We start from the raw sequence: 15,868 nt of genomic DNA, 5'->3' as shown, positions 1-15,868 counted from the left end.
ATAAAAGTGTAAGATACAAGAAAGGGAAGTGTAGAAAATGGAAAAGAAAACAATCATGCTTGTATGCTCAGCTGGAATGAGTACTAGTTTATTAGTAACAAAAATGCAAAAAGCGGCAGAAGAAAAAGGAATCGAGGCTGATATCTTTGCAGTATCTGCTTCAGATGCAGACAATCAATTAGAATCAAAAAATGTAGACGTTTTACTTTTAGGTCCACAAGTACGTTTTATGCAAAATCAATTTGCTGAAAAATTAGCACCAAAAGGAATTCCTTTAGATGTAATCAATATGCAAGATTACGGAATGATGAACGGTGCCAAAGTATTAGAACAAGCAGAATCATTAATCAATAAATAATGGAGGAAACCAACAATGCAAGAGCAAAAAAATCTTGAAGCAATCATGGGTTTGATCATGTTTGGCGGAAATGCAAAAAGCGATGCAATGGAAGCGATTGCTGCAGCGAAAAAAGGAGATTTTGAGTTAGCTGATGCAAAAATCAAAGATGCGGAAGAATCTTTAGTGCAAGCTCATCACTCTCAAACAGAAATGTTAACACAAGAAGCACAAGGTAATCATATGGAAGTGACTTTATTAACGGTTCACAGCCAAGACCATCTGATGACTTCGATTGCATTTACAGATTTAGCAAAAGAAATCATTGATTTATATCGACGTTTAGATGCTTAAAGTAAACTGGTGAAATAGAAAAGAGGAAAGAAACATGGATAAATTTGTTGCATTTATGGAGAAACATTTTATACCTGTGGCATCAAAAATTGGTGCTCAACGTCATTTAGTAGCGATTCGTGATTCATTTATGGTCAGTATGCCTTTGATGATTTTAGGTGCGTTAGCAGTAATGATCAATAACTTGCCTATTCCTGGTTTCCAAGAATTAATGAATAAAATTTTTGGTGGCGAAGCTTGGAAAGGATTTGGCGCAGCTGCTTGGAATGGTACATTTGCGATTCTTTCAGTTTTGATCGCCTTTCTACTTGCTTATCATTTAGCAAATGGTTATCGTAAAGACGGCGTTTCTGCTGGAGTAATTTCTTTAGGTTCATTCTTCGCATTAGGCGGAGCGTTGGGCATGAGCTCAAATGGTTTATTTATTGCAATTATTGTTGGGATTATTTCAACAGAAATCTTTGTTCGTTTAAGTGGAAATGAAAAATTAATCATCAAAATGCCTGATGGCGTGCCACCAGCTGTAGCTAAAGCCTTTGCTTCATTATTACCTGCAATGATCACGATCTCATTCTTTGCTTTGATTGCTGCGATCTTTGCTGCATTTGGTGTAGATGATATCGTAGGCGCGTTTTATACAATTGTTCAAGAACCATTCATGGGACTAGCCAATTCTTATCCTTCAGCTTTGTTGTTAGCATTCATTACACCATTCTTATGGTTCTTTGGATTACACGGAGCAAATATGGTAGACCCTTTGATGCAAACAATCAATGCACCAGCAATCGAAGCGAATGTTAATGCGATTGCTGCTGGTCATAGCGCACCATACATTGTAAACAAACCTTTCTTTGATAGCTTTGTCAACTTAGGTGGTACAGGGGCAACATTAGGTCTGTTACTAGCGATTTATTTAGTGGGACGTAGAAATAAACCTTATATGGTTGTTACGAACTTGTCGATCGCACCAGGTGTTTTCAATATCAATGAACCAACAATGTTTGGTTTACCAATCGTATTGAACCCAATTATGTTTATTCCGTTTATTTTAACCCCAATGGTTTTAGTATCTGTTGCTTATTTTGCTACTGCTACCGGACTAGTTCCAGCTGCAACGGTGATGCCACCATGGGTAACACCACCAGTAATCGGTGGGGTATTAGCAACAAAAAGTATCGCTGGCGGTGTCTTAGCTGCTATCAACTTAATCTTATCTGTCTTGATTTACCTACCATTTGTGAAAGTAGCGACAGTTCAAGAAAAAAGAAAAGAAGCATTAAACGGCTAAAAGCACATAAAGGAAAGAAACAGCACATACAATCAAAAGTAGCTATTCTTTAGTGAAAAGATCTTGTTTCGTTTAATGAGCGATCAAAAAAAACAGTTGTCTGACAGAGGTCATGACAACTGTTTTTTTTTGGATAAATGGCTCAAGGATAGCTTTCTTTTTTCTTAGTGAAAAAGAAGGATAAAAGGAGGTTTTTTTGGAGTTTAAAAAAACCATTTCGATAACAAGCGTGCTATAATAGTGCAAATGTATAGGGGAGTGAAAGGACGAAATGAAAGGTTATGAGTTGGTTAAGATCAGAGAAAGACCTGAATGGTTGGAACAGGCAGCGCAATGGTTTACGTCAAAATGGCATCTTCCGCTTTCCTTTTACCAAGAGAGCATGGAAGATTCTCTTCAATCATCTAACGCTGTTCCTCAATGGTATATAGTCGTGACGTCAGAACAAAAAATTATCGCTGGAGCAGGGGTCATCGCGAATGATTTTCATGATCGTCCAGATTTGACTCCGAATGTTTGTGCGTTGTTTGTTGAAAAAGAGTATCGTAATCAAGGAATTGCCAAAGAGATTTTATCATTTATTCGAGAGGATATGGGAGCGCTTGGGATTTCGCAGCTCTATGTAGCGACTGACCATACAGGTTTTTATGAAAGATATGAGTGGGAATATCTGACGACGGTACAAGATAATGAAGGGATCCCGGTTTATTTATATCAACTAGCGATTTTTACAACGTGATCGGAGTTGATTACTCAAAAGGGTTCTTTATCTGATCAGTAATCTTTTGTTTCTGGTGAGCAATGCCAAGAAAAATCGGAAATTGTTTCTTGATGCTATTTTTGTTGGTATATTGGTTATTCGAGTATTATTAGTGGACGGTCCCATTTTTTAGCTTCAAAAAAATTCCAGGAGCAATAGAAAGTTCTATCAGTCCTGGAATTTAGAATGGTTGATTTGTTGGAAAAGCATGAATGAGCTCGCTGTCCTAAATAGGCGTTCCGTCTTTTTACCGAAAAATTAGGAAGCTTTCTTATTCATTCTTTTTTTCGCTCTTTTTTTGTTTTTTTTTCTCGTCATAGATGAAGACATTACGTACTATTTTCAAAATAGGTCGTGCAGTCAAAAAGATCGCTCCTACTAGATAACAATAGGTACTATAACGGTCTGGAATATCTGTTAACAACGCTACGCTTCCAAAAATATAAAAAATCCCTGTTAATAAATCAACTGCAAGAGACAATAATGTATAGCGGTTCTGGAAATAAAGACGAAAACGTTGTCCAGCAATTTCGATATCTTCTTCTTTCCCAATATCTATTTCATGGCTTTTTCGTTTTATTTCTGGCATCTCTCACTCACCTATCTGTGAACAAAGCTAAGGTTTCAAAACAACTTTGATATTTTTATCTTCTTTTTTGTCAAAAATCTCGTATGCTCGGGCAGCATCAGCTAAAGGCATCGCATGTGTGATGATTTGGGTTGGATCGAACAGACCCGCAGCAATCATCTCGTAAATTTTAGGCATCAAATGAACGATCGGTGCCTGACCATGCTTCACTGTGATATCTCTCATGAAAAATTCTTGTAGTGGGTACGAAGAAGCCGGGGTCATATAAACACCAGTGATTTGTACGGTTCCAAATTTTTTGACAGCTTGCGCAGCCATTTGGATCGGTGAAATCGTCCCGCTTTGCAAACTAACGAGATTCTTAGCTTTTTCTTTCACTGGTTCCAAGCCATCCATCCCTACACAATCAATGATGACATCAGCGCCACCTTTTGCTAATTCGTAAAGTTCTTTCCCAGCAGACTGAGTATCTTCTAACAAATAAGTTTCTACATGATTGTAACGAGCGGCTTTATCAATACGATGTTGGACCGGATCGACAGCAATCACTCGCTCTGCTCCTGCCATAGAGGCAAATTTTTGTGCAAACAACCCAACTGGTCCTGAACCTAAGACCACTACAGTGTCGCCTTTTTTTACGTTAGCATTTTGAACGCTCCAATAAGCAGTTGGAAGGATATCAGATAAGAAAAGGACTTTTTCGTCTGCAAGATCATTGTCAGGTACGATAAACGAAGTGCTATCAGCAAACGGTACCCGAAGATACTCAGCTTGACCACCCCAATGATTCCCATTTAAACGGCCAAAGCCAAATAAACCACCATAAAGTTGATCTGGATTTGAGCGATCACATTGACTTTCCATCTCATGGGTACAGAAATGACAATGCCCACAACTAATATTAAAAGGAATAACGACCCGCTGTCCCTTTTTTAGTTTTTTTACTGCAGGACCTACTTCTTCAACAATCCCCATTGGTTCATGACCAACGACATATCCTTTTTCTAAGACAGCCTCCCCATGATGATAGAGGTGAAGATCCGAGCCGCAAATCGCAGTAGCGGTAATTCGAATAATAGCATCTGTCGGTTCCACGATTTTTGGATCATCTACGTTTCTGATTTCCATTTTTTGTTTTCCTTGCCAGGTAACAGCTTTCATGAAATAAAACTCCTTTCTTCAAACCCTATAACATGTCATTTTTTGAACGAACAGCTAATTTCATTCTAAAGGAGGAGCTGGCTTTTGAGTAGTGAAACGCTTTTAGTAAAGGGAAAATCACTTTAAAATAACTGGCGTATTATTTAGTTTACATTGAGAAGCTTTATAGTTAGAAGTATAATTAAATTATGTTGATTTCTTAGGTTAAGTAAATAACAGATTAAAAAATAGATCAAAAGGGAGGTTATTTGTGATAAAAGAAAAAAAGGGAGAACAAATCAGAAAACTGATGGTCACATTTGCTTGTTCAGTGACTTTGTTTGTGATTATTTCCGTAGGAATCATTCAAGTGACGTTTTTTGATCAGGCGTATTTACTCGGTCAAATCGAAAAAACAAAGTATAGAGAATTGGTCCTCGCAGAAGCTGCTCAGAATTTTCGGAAAGAAAACACAGAAGAAAGTGAATTTTCAGAGGTCGTTGCAACGGCACTTTCACCAAGTTTTGTCGAAGAAGCCCTTCGACCATTTATCCAACATACATATGAAGAAACAAATTATGAGCTAAGAGACAGCAATGAGGTGAGTGAGAAAATTGCTCAAGCGGTGGCTACAGTTGCAACAAAAAAACAACTGACTATCGATAAAGAGGAGAAAAATAAAATCGAGACAATGATCTTTATTTACATGTATCACTTCCAAAGTGCATTAGGTGATCGATACTTGACTATTTTTATCGAAAACATCGTGTCTGCTCGAAAAATAGTGGTACCTCTTTTTTACATCTGTCTGGGTCTATTGGCTTTTTGGCTAGTCTATTTATATCGGGTAATTAACAAAACACCCTTTTCTTTCCTGCGTTACGGTATGTTTATTTTGGGAACGACTGGAAGTATGTTTTGCGTTTTAGCAGGATTGCTTTATATACAAGACGTTTTACATAATATAGCTTTTCATTCACAAGCGACTTTACAATTAATGACACATTACGTGCAAGATCTACTGATGTATCCAGCGATTATTGGGGGCATTCTTTTGTCTTGTGCTGTATTATTCGGTGGGGGAAGTAAGCTTCTGCAGAAACGGCAAAATAAAAAGTGGCAGAAAACTGGAAGCAGTACCTTAAAAAAAGCCTAAGATAATAGCTAAATAAAAATCATTCGTTGAATGATGAAATACTAAAAAACGACTGTCACTCCCGTTACTAGGAAGTGACAGTCGTTTTTTGTTGCGGTTGTTCCTTGTTGATAGCTTGTTGCATCGATCATTCAAACATTTTCTTAGCAGCACGCATCAATGTAGGAATATCTTTGTCATATCTTGGAGTTTTAACAAGACGTGACATTGGAATACCAGCAAAATGGAAAGCAGCGATCTCGCCAGAGCGTACGGCGCTTTGTTCCGTAAAGATCATTTGATAAGGTTGTTCGACAAACTCTCCAGTAAATGTCAAGTTCGTTGAGTGTTGAGGAATCACTTTTGGTCGGTCGCTTTTTGCTCGATTATTAAATAATGCAGAAGCATAAGGCATATACACAGGAATATTATTCACAACGCTATCAAAAATCTCGGTTTCCTTCGTTCGAATATTTTCAGGACCAGGATCGACTTTAGAAAGTTGTCCGATCAATTCTTCTAACATTTCTTTCCCAGTCATCTTGATATATTGCTTATCTACAAATTCTCCACGACGTCGAGGGTATAAGAAATATCCCCAAATGACGGTTTCGTTTGGTTTTTGTGAAGTAAAATGTGGTTGGTGATGAACGACGATCGACATATTGACATCTTTTTGTCCGAGTGGCGTGATTGGTGTAGTGGAGATAAATGAATTCAATGCATTACCAGGGACTTGTGTCGTGATCCGAGTAATTTCATTTAAAAGCAAATGGTCCTTAGTTGTTAGAGTGAAACTGACCCATTCACTGGCATCACGATCGGCAAAAAATTTGTCAGGGTTACCTAAATTATAGAAACGTTCACTGGCTTTCTTCCACAAGCTAGAAGCAGCGCCATAATCCATATTTTCAACAGCTGGTGTATCGTAGTCACCTAGTGTAGCCGAATCAGTAATTGATCCGTTAGTGAAAAGCACACCCGTATCACCATCAACCACGACGTGTTCTTCCTCATTGGTTAACGTGTTGATCATTTTTAAGCCAGTCACTGTAATTTCATCTTGCATCGGAGTTTCTTTGAATTCCCAATCGACTACGCGGCGGTTCAAAATGATTTGACATCCTTGGTCTTTTAAATAATTGATCAATGGCAACATGATACTTTCATACTGATTGTAGCGAGTTCGGTTTACTCCTACCAAATGTTCGATTTGTGTAAATTCATAAATCATTTGATGCATATAGCGACGAAGTTCTTGGGCAGAACTACGAGTACGAAAAGCAAAAGTTGTTTCCCACATAAACCAAAAGTTTGTCTCAAAGAAGTGAGGATCATCTTTGAAGTATTCTTCAATTGTGACATTATCTAATTTTTCTTCTTCTGAATCAGGCATGGCGATCAGCTTAGTCAATAACAAACGATCTTTATTGTTAAATCCTAGTTTACCACCGTCAATAATCCCTTTGCCGCCTTCCATCAAACGTGCTTTATCAAATGTTCGGTGTTTTGCATCAAAATCTCTAGTATCTTCAGCCGCAGTCATTCCTGGTTCGGTGACAGAGGGGATTCGGCTTAAGAGATCCATCAAATCTACGTATGTTCGATAATTGAGCATACGTCCACCACGGGCGATATAGCCCTTTTTGTTTTCTAAGGGATGATTTTTATTCCAATATTCATCGACAACGGTATCCGTTGGGGCACCATCATTGGAGCCATGGTCATCTAAAGAATAAAACGTAATCTGATCACCACGCCAGTTTCCTTCTTGAATCAAATAAACAGCAGCTGCCATATTGGCGATTCCAGCGCCAATCATTATTGCTTTACTTTTTCTCATTGTGATTCCTCCAGTATTTTACAAGTGAACAGTCTGACGATTCGTTTCTTTGACTAGATCGATTCAAATTCATCATACAAATGACGATCATCTTCTAACAAGCCTGTCTTTTTACCAAGATAAACAGCACCCAATGTTAATATGCCTAGTCCAATACCTAGTTTGATCCATTTTTTACTCATAAGATGTTCCTCCTTTGTTTTTTCTCTCGTCCTTCTATGTAAAAGGATAGAACCTTTCATTCTAATTGCCAAATGATAGGGTAACCAAATATCCGAACTTTGGACAGATTGAACAGAGTGTCTAATTTTGAGCAAAAGTAAGTCAATAGAATCGAAAAGTTGGTCAGCTGAAAAAATGGAAAGCTTGGGAAGGAAATCAAGATTGGCAGAAAATCTGGAAAGAATGGTTTGCCAGATAGCAATGAAAGGATATGTAAGAGGTTTGTGTTATTTTATATCTGATGAATCATTAGGTAATTAGAATTATTTTTTGAAAAAAGTTTCATTAGATTTGATTTTAAAATCAAAATTCTAAATAAAATGCTTTCAAAAATAAAAATCGCATAAAAATTTTATGTTATAGTAAAACTGTTAAAAATCCTATATATAACAAAAAAAGGCAAAATAAAAAAGCACCGAGACAGTGCTTGCTTTAAAAGCTGATAACGGACAATGCCTTATTTTAACTCGCTATGTTGATTTGAATGCTACCAACAAATTGATTATAGCATAATACCAAAGAGTTACAAGTAGAAAAAGAAAATCACTTTGTCTAACTATTCATGATGGTTGACAATTGTAAAGAAGACAACTTGCTAAGTTGTGTAAATGTTAAAAGAAGGGATGGATAGTGAATGACAAAGGACTATACGATTGGTTTAGATATAGGAACCAATTCTGTGGGCTGGGCGGTACTAACAGATGATTATCAATTAATGAAAAGGAAAATGAGCGTTCACGGAAATACTGAAAAAAAGAAAATCAAAAAAAATTTTTGGGGCGCACGATTATTTGATGAAGGTCAAACAGCGGAGTTTAGAAGAACTAAGCGAACGAATCGCCGAAGATTGGCTCGCAGAAAATATCGACTCAGCAAATTACAAGAGCTTTTTGCTGAAGAACTCTGCAAACAAGATGACTGCTTTTTTGTACGTTTGGAAGAAAGCTTCTTAGTTCCAGAAGAAAAACAATACAAACCAGCATCGATTTTCCCCACGTTAGAGGAAGAAAAAGAATATTATCAAAAATATCCGACAATCTATCATTTGCGCCAAAAGTTAGTCGATTCAACGGAAAAAGAAGATCTCCGATTGGTTTATCTGGCATTGGCTCATCTATTGAAATATCGTGGTCATTTTTTGTTTGAAGGAGACTTGGATACGGAGAATACCTCTATTGAAGAAAGCTTTCGTGTTTTTTTAGAACAGTATGGCAAACAATCAGATCAACCACTGATCGTTCACCAACCCGTTTTAACTATTTTGACAGATAAATTATCGAAGACGAAAAAAGTGGAAGAAATCCTCAAATATTATCCTACAGAAAAAATCAACAGCTTTTTTGCTCAATGTTTAAAATTGATCGTTGGGAATCAAGCGAACTTTAAACGTATATTTGATTTGGAAGCAGAAGTAAAACTCCAATTTTCAAAGGAAACCTATGAAGAAGATCTGGAGTCTTTGTTAGAAAAAATCGGTGATGAGTACCTAGATATCTTTTTGCAAGCGAAGAAAGTCCATGATGCGATCTTATTATCAGAGATTATTTCTTCAACTGTCAAACATACGCAAGCAAAACTGTCTTCAGGGATGGTCGAACGGTATGAACGGCATAAAGCTGATTTGGCAAAATTCAAACAATTCGTGAAAGAAAACGTACCGCAAAAAGCAACGGTTTTTTTCAAAGATACCACCAAAAATGGTTATGCTGGTTATATCAAAGGAAAAACAACCCAAGAAGAATTTTATAAATTCGTCAAAAAAGAGCTAAGTGGGATAGTAGGAAGTGAGCCTTTTCTAGAAAAAATCGATCAAGAAACCTTTTTATTGAAACAACGTACTTATACCAATGGGGTTATTCCTCATCAAGTACATCTAATAGAATTGAAAGCGATCATTGATCAACAAAAACAACATTATCCATTTCTAGAAGAAGCAGGACCAAAAATCATTGCGTTATTCAAATTTCGAATCCCTTATTATGTCGGTCCTTTGGCAAAAGAACAAGAGGCTAGTTCTTTTGCTTGGATCGAGCGGAAAACAGCTGAAAAAATCAATCCGTGGAATTTTTCAGAAGTCGTAGATATCGAAAAATCAGCGATGCGTTTTATTCAAAGAATGACAAAGCAAGATACGTATTTACCGACAGAAAAAGTACTTCCTAAAAATAGCTTACTTTATCAAAAATATATGATTTTCAATGAACTAACCAAAGTGAGCTATAAAGATGAACGAGGTGTGAAACAGTATTTTTCAGGTGATGAGAAACAGCAGATTTTTAAACAGTTGTTTCAAAAAGAGCGAGGGAAAATCACTGTCAAAAAATTACAAAACTTTTTGTATACGCATTCCCATATTGAAAATGCCCAGATTTTTGGTATTGAAAAAGCATTTAATGCTTCGTATAGCACGTATCATGATTTTATGAAATTAGCAAAAACAAACCAAAAATCCATGCAAGAGTGGTTGGAACAGCCCGAAATGGAACCGATTTTTGAGGATATCGTAAAAATACTCACCATTTTTGAAGACCGGCAAATGATTAAACATCAATTAAGTAAGTATCAAGAGGTCTTCGGTGAAAAGTTGCTCAAAGAATTTGCAAGAAAACATTACACTGGCTGGGGAAGATTCTCAGCTAAATTGATCCATGGCATCAGAGATCGAAAAACGAATAAAACGATCCTTGATTATCTAATCAACGATGATGACGTTCCGGCTAACCGTAACCGTAATTTGATGCAGCTGATCAATGATGAGCATTTATCTTTTAAAGAAGAAATTGCAAAAGCAACGGTGTTTTCTAAACATAAATCATTAGTTGACGTCATACAAGACTTACCAGGAAGTCCAGCGATCAAAAAAGGAATTTGGCAAAGTCTTAAAATCGTGGAAGAAATGATTGCGATCATTGGATACAAACCAAAGAATATCGTGATCGAAATGGCAAGAGAAAACCAAAAAACGCATCGGACGAAACCACGTCTTAAAGCTTTAGAAAATGGGTTGAAACAGATTGGAAGCACGTTATTAAAAGAACAGCCAACAGATAACAAAGCGCTCCAAAAAGAACGGTTGTACCTGTACTATTTGCAAAATGGCAGAGATATGTATACGGGAGAACCGCTAGAAATCGAGAATCTTCACCAATACGAAGTGGATCATATCATACCGAGAAGCTTTATTGTGGATAATTCTATTGATAACAAGGTGCTAGTTGCTAGAAAACAAAATCAAAAGAAGCGCGACGATGTGCCGAATAAACAAATAGTCAACGAGCAAAGGATCTTTTGGAATCAACTGAAAGAAGCCAAATTGATTAGTCCAAAAAAATATGCGTATTTAACCAAAATTGAACTGACACCAGAGCATAAAGCCCGTTTTATTCAGCGGCAATTAGTCGAAACGAGACAAATCACGAAACATGTTGCGAATATTTTACATCAATCTTTTCATCAGGAAGAGGAAGGAACAGATTGTGATGGGGTACAGATCATTACGCTAAAAGCAACATTGACGAGCCAATTCAGACAAACTTTTGGGCTTTATAAAGTACGTGAGATCAATCCACATCATCATGCGCATGATGCGTATTTAAATGGTTTCATTGCGAATGTTTTGTTAAAAAGGTACCCTAAATTAGCACCTGAATTTGTCTATGGAAAGTATGTCAAATATAGTTTAGCAAGAGAAAATAAAGCTACCGCTAAAAAAGAATTTTATTCCAATATTTTAAAGTTCCTTGAATCAGACGAACCGTTTTGCGATGAAAATGGGGAAATTTATTGGGAAAAAAGCCATCATCTCCCACGGATCAAAAAAGTTCTTAGCTCCCATCAAGTGAATGTAGTGAAAAAAGTCGAACAACAAAAAGGTGGTTTCTATAAGGAAACGGTCAATTCAAAAGAAAAACCTGATAAACTGATCGAACGGAAAAATAATTGGGATGTGACGAAGTACGGTGGTTTTGGAAGTCCAGTCATTGCCTATGCCATTGCGTTTGTTTATGCCAAAGGGAAGACACAAAAGAAAACCAAGGCAATTGAAGGAATTACCATCATGGAACAAGCGGCTTTTGAAAAAGATCCGACTACATTTTTAAAAGAAAAAGGCTTTCCTCAGGTGACAGAGTTTATCAAATTGCCAAAATATACCTTGTTTGAGTTTGATAATGGGCGCAGAAGATTCCTGGCAAGTCACAAGGAGTCGCAAAAAGGGAATCCTTTCATCTTATCGGACCAATTAGTAACCTTGTTATACCATGCGCAACATTATGACAAAATCACCTATCAAGAAAGTTTTGATTACGTCAATACTCATCTTTCTGATTTCTCAGCCATCTTAACCGAAGTTCTCGCTTTTGCAGAAAAGTATACACTTGCGGATAAAAATATAGAGCGAATTCAAGAACTCTATGAAGAAAACAAATATGGAGAGACTTCGATGATCTCACAATCCTTTTTGCAGTTGTTACAGTTCAATGCGATAGGTGCTCCAGCAGACTTTAAATTTTTCGGAGTAACGATCCCTCGAAAACGTTATACCAGCTTAACGGAGATTTGGGATGCTACGATCATTTACCAGTCGGTCACTGGTTTATACGAAACGAGGATAAGGATGGGTGACTTATGGGCTGGCGAACAGTAGTAATCAATACCCATTCTAAACTGACTTATGCAAATAATCATCTGGTGTTTAAAAATGCGCAACAAACGGAAAAAATCCATTTGTCTGAGATCGATATCCTTATTTTAGAAACAACCGATATCACGATCACGACAATGTTGTTGAAGCGTTTAACAGATGAAAAAATCTTAGTGATATTTTGCGATGACAAGCGATTGCCGTCATCGCAATTATTCTCCTATTATGGGCGACATGATAGTAGTTTGCAGTTATCTAAACAAATTCAGTGGGAATCGGACTTGAAGGGCGTAGTTTGGACAACGATCATTGCCCAAAAGATCCATAACCAATGTCGTTTTTTACAAGAAAATGATTTTGTTGAAAAGGCATCTGCGCTTTCCAAGTTATCAGGAGAATTGGAAACATTTGATCCGACAAATCGTGAGGGACATGCGGCAAGAATCTACTTTCAAACGTTGTTTGGTAATCAATTCACGCGGGAGGAGTCGAATGAAATCAATGCGGGGTTAGATTATGGTTATACGCTGCTAATGAGTTTGTTTGCAAGAGAAATCGTTAAAAATGGTTGTATGACACAATTCGGTTTAAAACATGCGAACCAATTTAATGATTTTAATCTAGCAAGTGACTTGATGGAACCATTTCGTCCGCTAGTTGATCAAATTGTTTATACATATCGTGATCAACCTTTCCCGATTATCAAAAGAAGGCTGTTTGATTTGTTTTCACAAAAGTATTTATATGGGAAAAAAGAAATGTTCTTAACGAATATCGTGACGGATTACACCAATAAAACGATTAAAACATTGAATAATGAAGGGAAAGGAGTTCCTTATTTCGGAATATGAGTTATCGTTATATGAGAATGTTATTAATGTTTGATCTGCCGACAGAGACGAGCGATGATCGAAAAGTTTATCGAAGGTTCAGAAAGTTTTTACTGAGTGAAGGCTTTATCATGCATCAATTTTCAGTATATAGTAAGTTGTTGTTGAACGGTACTGCTAATCAAGCGATGCTCGGTCGATTAAAAGCCCATCATCCTAAAAAGGGCTTAGTTACCTTACTAACGGTCACTGAAAAACAATTTTCACGAATGGTTTATTTGTGTGGGGAAAAAGACCTGAGTCCAGCTAATTCAGACGAACGAGTCATTTTTTTAGGAGAGGATGTGGAGGATGAACCTTAACTTTTCTTTATTAGAACAACCGATAAGCTTTGAAAAAGCGCTGATTTTTGTAATTGAAGATGTGGAAGTTTTTTCAAAAGTCGTTCATGGAGTTTACCAGTATGGTGAAAATAGCATGTTAAAGTTTTTCAATGATAAATTACAGCTACTCAAACCATCAGAATTGATGGTTGTGACGGATATCTTAAGTTTTGATAGCCAAGCTCCAACTACATTGAAGCTGATCTATGCTGACTTAGAGCAACAATTAAATGAAAACATCGAACTAAAATCAAGGATTGATCAATTAACCACCAAGGTTCAGGAATGGATTAGTGAGGAACTCTTAGAACATGAATTAGATTTAGTCTGTGAAGAAATGAGTATGGTTGAGCTATTCAAAGCATTAAAAATAAGAATTACGACGCAACCAGAATCAATCTTTCAAAAAATAATGGAGATTTTACAGATTTATAAGTATCTAGTGAAAAAGAAATGCCTGGTTTTTATTAATGTTGGAGCGTACTTAACAACCACAGAAATGGCTGAACTACAGGAATATATTTCTTTGTGTCATATGCCTGTCCTTTTTATCGAACCACGAAAAATAAAAGGATTGAAGCAAACTGTTTTAGATCAAGACTATTTTTTGTGTGAAGAAATGTGGTAAAATAAGAACAATCAAAATAACAAAAAACAGCATGAATGAGCATTCAAGACGAAAGTTTTGCTATGGACGAGTAGCGCGATTACGAGATTTCGTGAGAAAAAATTTTTTCTGCGAGGTTTTAGAGCTATGTTGTTTTGAATGCTTCCAAAACTGCAAGAATGTTGTCGTAATAATCAGCTTTGTTTTAGAGCTATGTTGTTTTGAATGCTTCCAAAACCATTGACGCCATTAATTTTACAAGAGAGTGGTTTTAGAGCTATGTTGTTTTGAATGCTTCCAAAACTTTCTGTAGTTATTTCGTTTCTGACTATGTGTTTTAGAGCTATGTTGTTTTGAATGCTTCCAAAACAGCTAGACTGCAAACTGAAATAGAAAACTCGTTTTAGAGCTATGAATGCTTCCAAAACTAAGTGAAGGTCATTATTGGTACGAAGAGAGTTTTAGAGCTATGTTGTTTTGAATGTTTCCAAAATGTAGAAGCGTTGTGCTTTACTCGATCGCTGTTTTAGAGTTGTGTTATTTTGAGTGCTGACCTCATCAACTATGATAAGAGGTAGCTTTAGAGTTATGTTGTTTTGAATGAATGAAGATGCCTACTTTATCATGAAAAGTAGGCTCTTTTTTTACTTATATATAGGAAAGTGTCTTCAGTTGTTGAATCTGCTAAGTTTTGATCATTGAAAGGGGGAATCGTGCCTTTTAAAAATGAATGGGTATGTTTACGGAACAGGACACAATTGTTCAGTCTTATCAACATTGAAACGAATTCATTTTCTCAAAGAAAAGATGAGTTGCTAATTTCGTGCTTTTTCTCTATCATCAAACAGTAGGCATTTGTTCGTGAACTAAAATGAATGTGAGAGGGGACAGTGAGATGTTTGATACAAATTTGATAACTTATTTGGACTGGTTGATCGCAATTTTAAATATTGCTTCAATCATTATTTTGCTGGTAGGGATTTTTTTAGTCTTAAAAAATCTTTTTGACTGGCACCCACTGAAAAAAGACTACGAACAGCGTAATTTCCGAAATGCGGAAGTACGCAAATTATTGGCTAGTTATATTTTGCTGAGTCTAGAGGTGCTAGTGGTAGCAGATATCATTGAATCAGTTATCAAACCAACTTGGACAGATATTTTAAAATTAGCAGTGATCATCATTATTCGAACGGTTATTTCCTATTTCTTGAATTTAGAAACACAAGATAAAAAGCAAGTAAAGGTAGGAACACATAATGGAAATTAATTTGATCGAGAAACTTGCCCCTTATTTGGAACAATTAGTCATCGTATTAGACGTTTTTGCTATTTTAATCATTCTCTGGGGTGCTTGGTTAGCTATCAAAGATTTTCTCTACTTTTCTTTTACGGAACGAAGAATCAAAGCAGAGCGGATTAACCAAAACAATGCAATCAAAAAAATGTTAGGTGGCTATATCTTGTTGAGTTTAGAAGTCCTGATCTCAGCTGGTATCATTGAGTCCATTATCAAACCAACCTTGGAAGATGTCTTCCAGTTAGCTGCTTTGGTTGTGATCCGAACGATCATTTCGTTCTTTTTAAATAAAGAAATCGGCTCGGATGCACGACAATAAGTTATAAGTATCACTCAACTAGTTTTAATGGTGCGCCAACATAGAAATATTTGCAATATAGAAAAAATCTCAAAACGACTTTCCAGGTTTTGAGATTTTTTGTTTTGCTTTTTAATTGCCTA

At 36.5% G+C, this 15,868-nt stretch carries 15 protein-coding genes and 1 CRISPR repeat array; of the genes, 11 read left to right on the top strand and 4 right to left on the bottom strand.

All coding sequences use genetic code 11. The features are described from left to right. The first annotated feature begins 37 nt into the window (after window positions 1-37). The 4 genes from AB3H93_RS11630 to AB3H93_RS11615 all read left to right on the top strand — a co-directional run bounded on the left by AB3H93_RS11630 (window position 38) and on the right by AB3H93_RS11615 (window position 2,718). Complete coding sequence (locus AB3H93_RS11630) at window positions 38-358, top strand: PTS sugar transporter subunit IIB (RefSeq protein ID WP_010721003.1); 321 nt, start codon at window positions 38-40, stop codon at window positions 356-358. Between the two features lie 15 nt (window positions 359-373). Next, entirely contained in the window at window positions 374-691 is a 318-nt protein-coding gene (locus AB3H93_RS11625; protein WP_010721002.1) for a PTS lactose/cellobiose transporter subunit IIA, read from the top strand. A 34-nt stretch (window positions 692-725) separates the two neighbouring features. After that, window positions 726-1,979 carry a PTS sugar transporter subunit IIC gene (locus AB3H93_RS11620; RefSeq protein WP_010721001.1) on the top strand — a complete coding sequence of 418 codons (1,254 nt, stop codon included), beginning with the start codon at window positions 726-728 and terminating at the stop codon, window positions 1,977-1,979. 271 nt (window positions 1,980-2,250) lie between these two features. Further along, window positions 2,251-2,718 carry a GNAT family N-acetyltransferase gene (locus AB3H93_RS11615; protein WP_010721000.1) on the top strand — a complete coding sequence of 156 codons (468 nt, stop codon included), beginning with the start codon at window positions 2,251-2,253 and terminating at the stop codon, window positions 2,716-2,718. A 292-nt stretch (window positions 2,719-3,010) separates the two neighbouring features. On the opposite strand, the gene AB3H93_RS11610 is transcribed toward AB3H93_RS11615, so the two are convergent. Beyond that, entirely contained in the window at window positions 3,011-3,328 is a 318-nt protein-coding gene (locus AB3H93_RS11610) for a YrhK family protein (RefSeq protein ID WP_010720999.1), read from the bottom strand. 27 nt (window positions 3,329-3,355) lie between these two features. After that, the gene (locus AB3H93_RS11605) at window positions 3,356-4,489 is read right to left on the bottom strand and encodes an alcohol dehydrogenase catalytic domain-containing protein (protein ID WP_368020609.1); all 1,134 of its coding nucleotides are present in this window, start codon (window positions 4,487-4,489) and stop codon (window positions 3,356-3,358) included. A gap of 250 nt (window positions 4,490-4,739) precedes the next feature. On the opposite strand from AB3H93_RS11605, the gene AB3H93_RS11600 reads away from it, so the two are divergent. Continuing rightward, window positions 4,740-5,624 (top strand): hypothetical protein, encoded by an 885-nt coding sequence (locus tag AB3H93_RS11600; protein WP_368020608.1) that lies wholly within the window; start codon window positions 4,740-4,742, stop codon window positions 5,622-5,624. Between the two features lie 127 nt (window positions 5,625-5,751). Here AB3H93_RS11600 and AB3H93_RS11595 read toward each other — a convergent pair whose 3' ends face one another. Together AB3H93_RS11595 and AB3H93_RS11590 are read right to left on the bottom strand one after the other, a co-directional pair. Further along, complete coding sequence (locus AB3H93_RS11595; protein ID WP_368020607.1) at window positions 5,752-7,446, bottom strand: oleate hydratase; 1,695 nt, start codon at window positions 7,444-7,446, stop codon at window positions 5,752-5,754. 53 nt (window positions 7,447-7,499) lie between these two features. Continuing rightward, window positions 7,500-7,628, bottom strand: coding sequence for a hypothetical protein (locus tag AB3H93_RS11590; protein ID WP_010720995.1), 129 nt, complete (start codon window positions 7,626-7,628; stop codon window positions 7,500-7,502). Between the two features lie 674 nt (window positions 7,629-8,302). On the opposite strand from AB3H93_RS11590, the gene cas9 reads away from it, so the two are divergent. From cas9 to AB3H93_RS11560, 6 genes are all read left to right on the top strand, one after another. Next, window positions 8,303-12,313, top strand: coding sequence for a type II CRISPR RNA-guided endonuclease Cas9 (gene cas9 / locus AB3H93_RS11585; protein WP_368020606.1), 4,011 nt, complete (start codon window positions 8,303-8,305; stop codon window positions 12,311-12,313). Then, window positions 12,295-13,161: a type II CRISPR-associated endonuclease Cas1 gene (cas1, locus tag AB3H93_RS11580; RefSeq protein WP_368020605.1), complete on the top strand. Its 867-nt coding sequence runs from the start codon at window positions 12,295-12,297 to the stop codon at window positions 13,159-13,161. The genes cas9 and cas1 overlap by 19 nt, the downstream gene beginning before the upstream one ends. Next, window positions 13,158-13,502 (top strand): CRISPR-associated endonuclease Cas2, encoded by a 345-nt coding sequence (gene cas2 / locus AB3H93_RS11575; protein ID WP_010720992.1) that lies wholly within the window; start codon window positions 13,158-13,160, stop codon window positions 13,500-13,502. The genes cas1 and cas2 overlap by 4 nt, the downstream gene beginning before the upstream one ends. After that, window positions 13,492-14,151 carry a type II-A CRISPR-associated protein Csn2 gene (csn2, locus tag AB3H93_RS11570; RefSeq protein WP_126342973.1) on the top strand — a complete coding sequence of 220 codons (660 nt, stop codon included), beginning with the start codon at window positions 13,492-13,494 and terminating at the stop codon, window positions 14,149-14,151. The genes cas2 and csn2 overlap by 11 nt, the downstream gene beginning before the upstream one ends. A gap of 115 nt (window positions 14,152-14,266) precedes the next feature. Then, window positions 14,267-14,733: direct repeats of the CRISPR family, unit length 26 nt; unit sequence GTTTTAGAGCTATGTTGTTTTGAATG. A 292-nt stretch (window positions 14,734-15,025) separates the two neighbouring features. Further along, window positions 15,026-15,397, top strand: coding sequence for a DUF1622 domain-containing protein (locus AB3H93_RS11565; protein WP_368020604.1), 372 nt, complete (start codon window positions 15,026-15,028; stop codon window positions 15,395-15,397). Continuing rightward, a complete protein-coding gene (locus AB3H93_RS11560) occupies window positions 15,387-15,746 on the top strand; it encodes a DUF1622 domain-containing protein (RefSeq protein ID WP_063627609.1) in 360 nt (119 codons plus the stop codon). Before AB3H93_RS11565 ends, AB3H93_RS11560 begins: the two co-directional genes overlap by 11 nt. Window positions 15,747-15,868: the final 122 nt, after the last annotated feature.

The organism is Enterococcus sp. C74, from assembly GCF_040887125.1.
Lineage (GTDB): Bacteria > Bacillota > Bacilli > Lactobacillales > Enterococcaceae > Enterococcus_B > Enterococcus_B hirae.
This window is presented reverse-complemented; position numbering and strand designations above follow the sequence as displayed.